Origin of the sequence: Streptomyces sp. NPDC017246 (assembly GCF_044331325.1) — a bacterium.
GTDB lineage: Bacteria > Actinomycetota > Actinomycetes > Streptomycetales > Streptomycetaceae > Streptomyces.
Genome location: NZ_JBIRMW010000037.1, coordinates 1 through 9,683, shown reverse-complemented (window position 1 = coordinate 9,683; position 9,683 = coordinate 1). Strand labels below are relative to the sequence as shown.

Genomic DNA, 9,683 nt, shown 5'->3' with positions numbered 1-9,683 from the left:
CCGCCGACCGACTGCCTTCCAGCACTACCTCGACCAGCGCGAGATACCCCGGCCGAAGTCCTGGCGAGCCCTGGGAACCTGACCGGGACCTTCAAAGATTCCCGACAGAGTCAAGCTAGCCACCACTGGGTGTGTACAGGCGGCGGTACCACCACACTTCGGCGTTCCAGGGCCGTCGGTCGGCAAAGGGATCGGGCAGCGTGCGCTGGAGGTATACGCGGTCCAGGGTCGCCGTTCGGCGCCTCAGCTCGGCGCGAGGTCGAGGGGGCAGGTGGACGAGGACGTCTTCGAGGAGGTCTCGGGCGCGGCGGACATCTTCGAGGGCGTGACCCGGGCAGCCGCAGTCTTCGACCTCCGGGTAGAGGGGCTTGCGTCCCGGCGGCCCGAGGAACTCTTCGTACCGTCGCAGTGCTCGGTCGATGGCACCCGGGTAGAGGTAGCTCGAGCCGACTTCTTCGACGCGGTGGATCGCGATGCTGGTGCGGGTGGACAGTCCGTGGATCCGTCCCGGCGGCGGCCTGTCCCATCGACGTGGCCGCGCAAGGTGTCCGGTGCGAAGCGCACCCGGCCGTCTACGCGGCATAGGCCTTTCGGAATGCAGTCATGCGCAGCATTCTGCCAGCACCCGTCAAGCCGGTTACTGCGGCACGCTACGGCGGAGTTGACCTGCTCCCCGGCCCGGCCTCTCAAGGCCGAGGACATCCCCGGACGTCAGGTCATCCCCGTCCGTCGTCCGCGCCATAGACGGGCGTCCTGCCTGAACTCGTGGGGGAACAAGCCCGCAACAACGACCACGACGTGCGGACGTACCCCTAGCGTTGATGGCCGTGTGCCGGCCCGGCCCGTACGCTCCAGGTTGTGCAGCCCTCGACCGAGAACCCTGAACGCGTCGGCTCCGCCGGCGTCCGGCCTCGCCGCCTGTTGGTCATGCGGCACGCCAAGAGCGCCTGGCCCGAGGGGGTCGCCGACCACGACCGTCCCCTCGGCCCGCGCGGCCTGCGCGACGCCCCGGCCGCCGGGCGCTTCCTGGCGGAGAACGGCGGTCCGCCCGACCTCGTCCTGTGCTCCCCCGCCCGGCGCGCCCGCCAGACCTGGGAGCTGGCGGCCGCGGAGCTGGTCAGCCCCGCGCCGACACCGACCGTCCACGATCCGCGGCTGTACGGGGCGGACGGCGCCGACCTGCTCGACGTCCTCCACGGCGTACCCGACGAGGTGACGACCTTGCTCCTGGTCGGGCACAACCCTGGCCTCGAAGACCTGGTCCTGCTGCTCGCGGCCGGTACGGACAGGGCGGACGGGGCTGCCCCTGCGGACATGGGAGCGGAGGGGACGGCCCGTGCGGTGAGCACGGGCGAGGACGCCCTGGACCGTGTGCGGACCAAGTTCCCGACGTCCGCCATCGCCGTCCTGACCTGGCACGGCGCCTGGACCGGCCTGCGGCCGGGCCAGGCGCTCCTGGCGGACCTGGTGATTCCTCGCGGGGTCCGCGACTCCTCCTGAGCGTGATCGCACCCGTGCGCCGTCGGCGGCGGCCCTCCGCCCTCAGCGGCGCGTGCCTCCTGGCGTACGCAGGCGGGCGTCATGTGCCGCCCGGCATCACCACGTGCGGTCGAGCAGGTGGGTGAACAGCACGTCCAATTCCCGTGCGGCTGTGGGCGTCAGCGACGCCTCGCGCAGAGCGCGGCGGGCCGTGTCCAGGTGTCGGCGGGCTTCCTCACGGGTCGCGGTCCGTCCGCCGGCCTCCTCCACGAGCGCCGCCACCCGTTCGGCGGTCTCGCCGTCGATCCGCCGGCCCGAGGTGAGCAGCGCCCCGAGTTCGTACGCGGCCTTGCTTCCGCCGGCCATCGCGACGAGGACCGGGTACGTCTTCTTGCCCTGCCTGAGGTCGGCGTGGACGGGTTTTCCCGTCACTCTCGGGTCGCCCCAGATGCCGAGGATGTCGTCCACCGCCTGGAAGGCGAGTCCGAGATGGCGCCCGGCTCGATCGAGGGCGGCCACCGTCCTGTCGGGGGCGCCGCCGAGGATCGCGCCGAGCGCGAGCGCGCAGCCCAGCAGGGCGCCGGTCTTGTGTTCCGCCATGGTCCGGTACTGCTCGGGTTCGACCGCGCCGGGTCCGGACCAGGGGCGGTCCTCGAAGCGCAGGTCCTCCGCCTGACCGGACACCAGCGTGGTCAGGGTGGCGCAGAGGCACCGGACCGCGGCCGCCGTGCGGGGGCCCGGGACCTCGGCCAGGCTTGCCACGGCCTGGGCCAGGAGCGCGTCGCCGGTCAGGACGGCCGGGCCGGTCCCGTAGGCCTTCCACACCGCGGGCCGCTGCCTGCGCAGCGCGTCGTCGTCCATGATGTCGTCGTGGAGCAGGGAGAAGGTGTGGACGAGTTCCACGGCCACGGCGCCCGGGACGGCGTCGGCGCCGTCCGCCCCGACGGCCTCGGCCCCGAGCACGGCGAGGGCCTGTCGCACTCCTTTGCCCTCGGATCCGCCGGGGTCCGGTGTTCCGGCCGTATCGGCCCAGCCCAGCCCGTACGCCGCCATCTCACCGGTCCAGGGGTGCAAGCGGCCCACCGCCTCCACCAGCGCGGGCCGGACCAGGTCACGGGACCGCCGCAGGACAGCGGTCGCCGAGGCCTCGTGGACACGGGGGATACTCGGCGCGGTCACGGCCGTGGCTCCCGGCGCGCCGGTGAGCGAGCAGACCGCGCGGGCGGACGTCGGGAGGGTGCTCACCTCAGCCCCTCCACGTCGGCCTTCCGCAGGGCTTCCGCCCCGACCGCCGGCAGCACCGGTCCGGCCGGCCCCGGTCCGTCTCCGGTGCGGTCGGGCAGCGGCCCGACCCCCAGCTCGGCCGCGGCCTTGTCGACCATGTCCCGGGCGTGCCGCAGCCCGATGTGGTCCAGCCTCGTGCGGAGTTCCGCCAGTTCGGCGGCGGTATGTGCGGCCTCTCGGCCCAGCCGGGCTTCGGCCTTGACCAGTCCCAGCCTCGACAGTGCCGTCCCTCGCGGCTCCTCCATCTCGCGGAACTCCTCCAGTGCCTGCGCGTACAGCTCACGGGCCTGCGGGTAGCGGCCCGCCCTGTACAGCACGTTGCCGCGCATCTTGTGGTTGTAGGCGAGCGCGCTGGCCAGCCGTATCTCCCGGCACGCCTCCTCGGCCTGCGACAGCAGGGACAGGGCGCGCTCCACGTCGCCGTCGCGCACGGACACCACGTCGGCGATGCCCCGAAGGGCCCACGCCCACCCGCGCCGGTCCTCGGCGCGTGACGCCGTCTCGGCCGCCTCCTCGAAGAGGGCCAGGGCCTCGTCGTAGCGGCCGGTGTTGCGGTGCATCTGCGCTATGCCCTCCAGCGCCCACACCGTGTGCCGGGCCTCACCGCGGCGGCGGGCCTCGGCCAGCAGTTGTTCGTGCAGCCTGCCCACCGCCTCGTAGTCGCCCTGGATGCGCCCGGTCTCGGCGAGCCCCGCCAGCGAGTAGCCCCGTACGACGACGTCCCCGCCCCGCTCCCCCGCCTCGGCCGCGAGTCCCAGCAGGCGGTACGCCAGCCTGAGCGCACCGCGCTGCCGGGCCAGCGTGCCGCCGCTCCACAAGGCCCAGGCCATGGCACCCTCGTGACCGGCCGAACGCGCCGCCCGGTAGCTCGCCTTCCACGCCAGGTCGGCCTCCTCGATCCGGCCGAGCCGACGGCACGCCTCGGCGACGGCCAGCCCGCAGCGCGCCGCTTCCCGCAGGTCCCCGGCCTCCTCCGCGGCCCGGAGCTCCTCGAGGCCCCGGGCGAGCACCTCGGGCAGGGAGGCGTTCACCGACAGCGACCCCAGCGCCCCTTGGTACTCCGGCGCCGACGCCATCGCCGGCCTCTCCGTCACCTGACCTGCCATCAGAACCTCCTCCGGTCGACTCGACGATCAAGCCGACGCGGGGATCAAGACGGTTGTCGCAGGCCCAGGTTCCCCGTCGGCGGCAATGTCCGTCTCCGTACGGGCACCGGGTAGTCCTCAAGTACTACGCGGAGGTCGGAGCTCCTCAGTGAGACGTACATCGGCGTGGTTCCGGCGTGGGAGAGAGATCGCCTGTCGGCGCTACGGCCGCGGGAGTCAGGGGCCGGCCGTGCGAACCCGCGACAGCCGCTCCCTCCGCGTCGCGCGCCGGTCGGAGTCGGTCGGCGGCCGGGCGCGTCGGTACGCCGCGGCCGCCGCGTGCGTCAGCCGGCCGGGCACTCCTTCCACGCGAGGTGGTAGACGGTGCTGATGTCACCGTCCGTGGAGTCCATGGTCATGTAGCTGGTGGTGCTCGGGTTCGACGTGCCGGCGGTCACCCGGAGTTCGGTATTGATGTTGAAGTTGCGCTGCACGCCGCAGGGCGCCCACACCAGTTGTGCCCAGTCGGTGTCGTCCGTCGCCTGCCAGTTGTCCTCGTACGGACCCCGGAAGGCGTGCGTGCGGGAGGCGGTGTTCGGCGAGCCCTGGAAGTAGTACGAGGCCTTCTCCGTGCTGCTCGCTCCGCGCTGGAGCGAGGCGTAGCCCCGGTAGTCGGCGCTGGCGATCGCGTAGGTGAAGCCCTGCGGCACGTGTACGAGGAGGTTCAGCTGACAGTTTCTGCGTGCGGCCGTGGGAGGGGCTCCGCCGCCGGCCTGTGCGAGGTACTCGCTGTAGGTGACGGTGAAGGCGGTGTTGTCCTCGGACACGGCGATGGCGGCGGTGCCCAGGGGGCAGCCGGATCCGTTCACGGTGGCGATGTCGATGACGATCCTGTCCGGCGGCGGGTCGACGATCGACGACGGGCCGGAGTGCGCGGGCAGGGCCGAGGCGAACAGGGCGGCGACCGCCCCGCTCACGAGCAGGGGAATTCTCATGACGTTCTCCCATCCGGTGCTTCGGTTCCCGGCGGACGCGGACGCACGGGTGCGTCCGGCCGCGGGCTGGGATGCGGCACGCCACGCGCAGGGGTGGCGGCCGTCACGGACCTGAAGGCTTGGTGCGGTGGAGACGTGCTGCCGTGGCGACCAACTACGTTGGAGACGAACCACGGTGGAGACGTACTGCGGTGGTGAGGTACCGCGGTGGAGACGTACCGCCGTCGATCGGGAAACCGGTGGTACGCAGCGGGGTAGTCCAACCGGCAATGGTTGAACTATCATGAGCATGTGGTCTGTCCGGCCATCTCGCCGATGTGAGCGGGACTGGTCGAATGCTAGAGGTCCCGACAGGGCGAGGCAGGATGGCACCCGGCCATTAACCGCGCCGCGGAGCACCCTCTTTTTGGCTCAGATGGGCGCATGGCGCCCCTGGAGCCCCATCGGACACAGGCGCCTCGTGAGGAACTCGTCGTACGCCACCGCCGTTGACCTCGCCGCGCACGGCCACCGCCCGGCCCCCGCTCCGATGCGAGCGGTGGCCGGGCGGTGGGGGCGTCTCGGATGCGGCGCCGAGCGCGCCTACGGCGCGATCTCGAACTGCGGCGGCTGAAGGCCCGCCAGGCACCGCGTGTCCGGCGCGGCCGGGTCGTCGAAGAACGAGGTGGTGATCGTCTGCGCGCAGCGCGAGTCGGCGAAGACCACGTGGGCCACGTACGGAACCGTGACGGCATGGGACCGGCTCAGCGTACGGGCCACATAGGCCCCGTTGCTGGGCGCGGTCTGGGCGTCGAAGCCGCCGGACAGGGCGAGGGTCGGGATGTCGCTGCGGGTCACGTCCCGGATCCAGGCGGGCGCCGGGGGGACGTCCCAGGCGCGGCAGTCGTCGTGGAGCCAGGCGAGCTGCGGTGCGTTGGCCAGCATCGAGCGGGGGAACGACGGGAACGCGCGGCGCCCGCCCCGGACGATGTCGGCCCGGCTCTCGTACGGTGTCCACTGACTGCAGAAGATGCCGTAGACCAACCCGTGAGCGACCCTTCCGACGGCCTGCGGGCTGTACTTGCCGCCGGCGAGCTGCTCGGCGATCCGCTGCGGGTTGCCGTGGGCGAGTTCGTCGATGGAGCGGGGCACTCCGGCCGCCACGTGGGTGGCCGAGGTCAGCCAGGCGACCAGGTTGCCCCCGTCGAGCACGACCGTCACCGGCTCCGGGTGGACCGGGACCGTCACGGTCGTGGTGACCGGGTCGGCCTCCAGCTCACTGACGAGTCGGAGGAAGGTGGCTTTGAGGTTCGGGTAGCGGTTGTCGCAGGCGGGCTGCTCCTCGCAGGCCTTGAACAGGCCGTCGAAACCCTCTCGTGCTGCCTTCCAGGTCACGGCCCCGCCGGCGAGGGACGGCGGCAGGACGCCGTCGATGCCAACCGAGCGGATGCCCTTCGGGTGCAGGCGCATGTAGTTGAGAGCGAGGTGGGTGCCGTAGGAGATGCCGAAGACGTTCCACTTCTTCACGCCCAGCGTCTTGCGCAGGGCGTCGTAGTCGGCCGAGCTCTCGATGTCGTCATAGGTGCTGCGGTCGGCGCCCCGGGCGTCCACCCGGTCGCGGCAGGCCCGGGTCGCGGCGACGTGCAGACGGCCGGTGGACGGCGCGTTGGAGACGAGGCCGAGGGCACGGGCGTTGAACTCGTCGATGTTCGGACAGGTGAGCTCCGGGTCGGCCGAGTAGGTGCCGCGCTGGGACATGAAGATCACGTCACGGTCGCGGTCGAGGTTGCCGGCGAGCGCCATCGGGATCTCGGAGACGGCGTCGTCGCCGGGTCCGCCGGCGAGCCACACGATCGGGTCACGCGCCGGTCTGCTGGACTTCGCGGGCATGATCGCGACGGCGAGGGTGATCCGGCGTCCCCCGTGGGCCCTGGGTCCGTCGGGACCCTCGGGTCCCTTCGTCCCGGAACGGTTCTCGGGCACGGTGAGGGTGCCGCAGCGGGCACGCGCGAGATCGGGGACCGGGTCCGCCGTCCTCGGGCAGGGTCCTGGTTCGAAGCGGGCGTCGCCCACCGTACGGGCGACCGTGCCGATCGGGCGGTCGGTGCCGGACTCGGCGTGCGCGGGCATCGCGGCGAGACCGACGACGAGGGCGCCGGCCGTGGCTCCTGCCAGCGTCGCCGGGAGCCGCCGGGCGGGGTGCCGGCGGGGGGGCGTGCGAGGGGACATCGTGCGTCCTCCGGGTCAGGGGATGATCGTGAACGGCTTGGGCACGACACCTGCCACGCAGCCGGTGTCGGGCGCGGTCGGCCGGGTCAGGAAGGAGAGCAGGACCGACGCGGCGCAGGGCTCCTGGGGCACCGCCCAGTGGGTGATCCCGGGGAACACCACGGCGGTCGAACGGGGCAGGGTGCGGCCGGCGAACGGCCCCCAGCTCGCGCCGGTCTTCGCGTCGAAGGTCCCGGTGATGATGAGCGCGGGCACGTTGCTGTGGGTGGCGATCCGCTGGACCGCGGTGCGGTCCGGTACGTTCCAGGCGCGGCACAGGTCGTGCTCGAAGGGAAGCTGCGGTGCGTGGGCCAGTACGGAGTCCGGAAAACCGGGGAAGACTCGCCGACCGGCCCTCAGCACGTCGCGCTTCGAGTGGCCCGGCGCCCATTCGGCGCAGGCCACCGAGTGTGTGAGCCCGTGGGCGAATTCTCCGACGGCGGGCGTCGCGCCGGCCGCCTGGGCGCGCGCGAGGCGTTCCGGATTGCCGCCGGCGAGCTCGTGGAGCGCGGCAGGGACGTCGGCGGACGGGACGAGTCGGCCGTTGGCGACCAGCAGGTTCACCAGCGCGCCCCCGTCGAGGACGACCTTCACCGGGGTTCCGCCACCGGGCGGCGGTACGGTCAGCGTCAGGGGGTTCGCCTCCAGCCGCCGGACCTGCTCGGTGAGCGTGCGGGAGAGGTGCGGGTAGCGGGATGCGCAGGCGGGCTGGGCCTCACATGCGGTGAAGATGGCGTTGATCCCCTCCCCCGCACTGTCCCAGGCCCACGGCAGGCTCACGGTCTGCGGCGGCACGACCGAGTCGATCGCCAGCGAGCGGACGCCCTTGGGATGGCGGCGCAGATAGGTGAGGCCGAGGTCGGTGCCGTACGAGTACCCGTAGACGTTCCACTTCTTGATGCCGAGGACCTCGCGCAGGGCGGCGAAGTCCGCCGCGTTCTCCGTGGTGTTGTACGCGCTGAGGTCGGCGCCCTCCGCCGTGAGACGGTCCCGGCACTCCTTCGCCGCGCGCACCAGCCCTCGTCCGGTGGACGGCGCGTCGTAGGGCAGACCCACCGCGGTCGCGTTGAACCGGTCCAGCTCCGGGCAGGCGAGGTTCGGCTGCGAGTGGAGAGCGCCGCGCTGCGTCATGACGATCAGATCCCGGTCCCGGTTCACCTGGGAGGCGATCAGGAAGGGGATGGCCCCGATCGCGTCGCCGCCGGGCCCGCCTTCCATGAACACCACCGGGTCCGTGGCGGGCTTGGCCGAGGTGGCCGGAATGATCACGACGGTCGTCCGGATGGTCCTGGTCTTCTTACGGGTGCGGTTCTCGGGCACCTCCAGGAACCCGCACCGCCCGGGGATCGGCTCCGGCGCCTCCGGGCACGGACCGGGCACGAACCGTGCCGGGTACCCCGGCCGGGGCACTTCGCCGGGGGGTGACAGGGCGCTGCTCGGGGTGGGGGCGAGCGCGCCGAGCGCGGCCAGGCCGGCCGCGACGAGCGCCGTCCTGGTGCGTGCGGGGTGGGGGCGCCCCTGCGGGCGGGTCTGTCCCGCCCTCGGGCGCCGAACGGTCCTGCCGGTCCCTCGAACGGACGGCGGGTCGTCCGGACCGATCATCTGTTCCGCCATGTGGTCCCGTCTCTCGGATGTCCCCGGCCGCTCGGCGACGGGGCGCGTGGGCATGGCCGCCCGCCGGATGGTCCGACGTCGGCGTACGCCAGCCTGCGTCGGCGATGGCGGACGCACCACTCACGGACTCCACTCGGAGCAGGAGTTCGCCTCATGAACAGGGGGCCGGGGTACGGCCCGAGGACGCGACCGCCGGTGGACGCCCCTCGGTCGCGTCCCGGCCGCCCCGATCCCGGTCCACACCGCGTACGGCGGGATCGTACGACCCTGTCCCCGCCCCGCCCCCGCTCACTCCCGCCGCCACGTCGTACGCCGCCGCACACGCGGACGGCACCTCTGCCCCCGAGGGGGAAGAGGTGCCGAGAGGTGCCTTCTCCGGTGTGACGGGCTGGGGGTCAGGCGTGGCGACGCCGGTTGCCCGTGACGAGGCGGTAGAGGACCAGGAGGATCACCGAGCCGGCGATGGCGGCGATCCAGGTGGAGAGGTCGAAGAATCCTTCGATGGCGTCGACGCCGAGGACCACCTTGCCGAGCCAGCCGCCGAGCAGGCCGCCGGCGATGCCGATGAGCATGGTGATGATGATGCCTCCCGGGTCCCTGCCCGGCATGAGAGCCTTCGCGATCGCGCCGGCCAGCAGGCCGATGAGGATCCACGCGATGATGCCCATGATGCGCCTCCAGTTCGTGGCCTGAGTGATGCGTGGCCTGGGTGGTTCGTGGTCGGGATTTCGTCATTCTTCGCCTGCACCGATCCGGCGCCGCCAAACACCTTTTCCCGAACAGACGTACTGAAGCCTGCCCACCCCGGGTGCATGCTTCAGAGCACGCCGGATCGATGTGCGGCCTCCGCCGACGGTTCGGCACGAGGAGGTGGGCGCGTGGTTGGTGGGCCGGGTCAGCCGGTTGCGAGCAGGCCTTGGCGCAGGCTCTTGATGGTGCGCGAGAGCAGGCGGGAGACGTGCATCTGGGAGCAGCCCAG

Annotated in this window: 7 protein-coding genes; 1 reads left to right on the top strand and 6 read right to left on the bottom strand. The window is 72.4% G+C overall.

The genetic code is table 11. The features are described 5' to 3' along the window. Nucleotides 1-927: 927 nt before the first annotated feature. The gene (locus ACH4MY_RS38030; RefSeq protein ID WP_398009414.1) at nt 928-1,500 is read left to right on the top strand and encodes a SixA phosphatase family protein; all 573 of its coding nucleotides are present in this window, start codon (nt 928-930) and stop codon (nt 1,498-1,500) included. Nucleotides 1,501-1,596: 96 nt separating this feature from the next. On the opposite strand, the gene ACH4MY_RS38025 is transcribed toward ACH4MY_RS38030, so the two are convergent. The 6 genes from ACH4MY_RS38025 to ACH4MY_RS38000 form a co-directional block, all read right to left on the bottom strand. Next, entirely contained in the window at nt 1,597-2,658 is a 1,062-nt protein-coding gene (locus ACH4MY_RS38025; protein ID WP_398009412.1) for a polyprenyl synthetase family protein, read from the bottom strand. A 62-nt stretch (nt 2,659-2,720) separates the two neighbouring features. After that, nucleotides 2,721-3,869 carry a tetratricopeptide repeat protein gene (locus ACH4MY_RS38020; RefSeq protein ID WP_398009410.1) on the bottom strand — a complete coding sequence of 383 codons (1,149 nt, stop codon included), beginning with the start codon at nt 3,867-3,869 and terminating at the stop codon, nt 2,721-2,723. Nucleotides 3,870-4,192: 323 nt separating this feature from the next. Further along, entirely contained in the window at nt 4,193-4,843 is a 651-nt protein-coding gene (locus ACH4MY_RS38015; RefSeq protein WP_398009408.1) for a DUF4360 domain-containing protein, read from the bottom strand. A gap of 582 nt (nt 4,844-5,425) precedes the next feature. Continuing rightward, nucleotides 5,426-7,051, bottom strand: a complete 1,626-nt coding sequence (locus tag ACH4MY_RS38010; RefSeq protein ID WP_398009407.1) for an alpha/beta fold hydrolase — start codon at nt 7,049-7,051, stop codon at nt 5,426-5,428. 15 nt (nt 7,052-7,066) lie between these two features. Further along, nucleotides 7,067-8,704, bottom strand: a complete 1,638-nt coding sequence (locus ACH4MY_RS38005) for an alpha/beta fold hydrolase (RefSeq protein WP_398009405.1) — start codon at nt 8,702-8,704, stop codon at nt 7,067-7,069. 395 nt (nt 8,705-9,099) lie between these two features. After that, the gene (locus ACH4MY_RS38000; protein ID WP_398009403.1) at nt 9,100-9,372 is read right to left on the bottom strand and encodes a GlsB/YeaQ/YmgE family stress response membrane protein; all 273 of its coding nucleotides are present in this window, start codon (nt 9,370-9,372) and stop codon (nt 9,100-9,102) included. Nucleotides 9,373-9,683 lie beyond the last annotated feature (311 nt).

Coding starts and splice junctions, on each gene's coding strand:
- ACH4MY_RS38030 (WP_398009414.1), top strand. CDS start 928: ATGCGGCACGCCAAGAGCGCCTGGCCCGAGGGGGTCGCCGACCACGAC.
- ACH4MY_RS38020 (WP_398009410.1), bottom strand. CDS start 3,869: ATGGCAGGTCAGGTGACGGAGAGGCCGGCGATGGCGTCGGCGCCGGAG.
- ACH4MY_RS38015 (WP_398009408.1), bottom strand. CDS start 4,843: ATGAGAATTCCCCTGCTCGTGAGCGGGGCGGTCGCCGCCCTGTTCGCC.
- ACH4MY_RS38010 (WP_398009407.1), bottom strand. CDS start 7,051: ATGTCCCCTCGCACGCCCCCCCGCCGGCACCCCGCCCGGCGGCTCCCG.
- ACH4MY_RS38005 (WP_398009405.1), bottom strand. CDS start 8,704: ATGGCGGAACAGATGATCGGTCCGGACGACCCGCCGTCCGTTCGAGGG.
- ACH4MY_RS38000 (WP_398009403.1), bottom strand. CDS start 9,372: ATGGGCATCATCGCGTGGATCCTCATCGGCCTGCTGGCCGGCGCGATC.